Genomic DNA, 1,327 nt, shown 5'->3' on the forward strand with positions numbered 1-1,327 from the left:
TCGGGTTTTCAATCCGCCCATAAGGGACTTACACCCTCTGGAAAAATACACGCTGTAAGTTTTGTTTTCTAATTCGACAATTTGTATTTTCGAATCGAGAACAAACGATTTACAATCTGCTTCCTGCTCATGCAGGGCACACACAGCTGTTTTGATATAGTGGGGTTTTAGTGGAATTACCGTTTCGCATCATAATTCTGCAAAGCAGAAAATTGAAAGGTTACGAATTCCCCACCATCTCAAAGCAGCGGGACGTTGTGCACAATACTAAAAAATCGCGGTAGAAAACACATTTTATAAAAAATGGAAAGAATTTTTAAAAGATACAAATCAGACAATGGGAAGAAAATTTATCGTATAAGTTTCTGCGCTTATTTTGATATACTTGGATTTGCTGAAAAAGTTAAAAATGAAAATATAGATTTTTTTAATCATTATTTAAAGGTCTTAGAAGGCGAATTAAATTATTTAAATACCGAACATGATTTTGAAAATAAAGAAGGAAGAAAAAGATTTGAACTTAAAATTTTTACAGATAATTTTGTTATCAGATATCCATGGAATCACGAAGATGGCGAAATTGAATTAGGTGATTTATTTGATGTTTTATCTCGTATTCAATTAACTTTTGCACAGAAAGGTATTTTTATAAAAGGTGCAATAAGTTATAGTAATCTATACATGGACGAGAACATTGTAATCGGACCTGCACTTATTGAATCGTATAAGTTAGAAGAAAGTCACGCAATATATCCACGAATAATACTTTCTGAAAATGCTAAAGAAGTTGTAAACCAACATATCAATTTTTATGCTAAAGACTTTCCGATTCCACAAAAATCGACATATTTAATTGATAAAGATGGATATTACTTTTTGAATTATTTGTATTTTCTCATAGAAAACTTTGAAGTTGATTACCCAAATTATACTTATGTAAGTAAAGAAATGATATTACATAAAAACGCAATAGAAGAGGAACTTACTTCGAATAATATTAATGAAAGAGTTTTTGAAAAATTTATTTGGTGTGCTGAATATCACAACTTTTTTTGTGATAATTTTTTACACCCAGAATTTTATAAACATTCAGAATTAAAAATAAAAAATGAATTGTTTGAGCGGAAAATGAATATTATTGAATAAGTACTGTGCACAATCGAGTAGACGGCTCCGCCAGTAACTGACGGAGTGCGCCTCTCACACCACCGAACGTACGGGTCACGTATTCAGCGGTTCGCAAAGAGATGGGTTAAGTTCGATGTAAACATCTGTTAATGAGTGATAACCACGTTGTTTTAGGCGTTTCAAAGTGATGGTAGTACTC

Annotated in this window: 1 protein-coding gene; it reads left to right on the plus strand. The window is 31.9% G+C overall.

Annotation, left to right across the window (positions count from 1 at the left end; genetic code table 11):
• Window positions 1–303: 303 nt before the first annotated feature.
• Window positions 304–1,146, plus strand: coding sequence for a hypothetical protein (locus BUC11_RS16540; protein ID WP_073355798.1), 843 nt, complete (start codon window positions 304–306; stop codon window positions 1,144–1,146).
• The last annotated feature ends 181 nt before the right edge of the window (window positions 1,147–1,327 follow it).

This window comes from Flavobacterium xanthum, from assembly GCF_900142695.1.
In the GTDB taxonomy this organism is placed as follows: domain Bacteria; phylum Bacteroidota; class Bacteroidia; order Flavobacteriales; family Flavobacteriaceae; genus Flavobacterium; species Flavobacterium xanthum.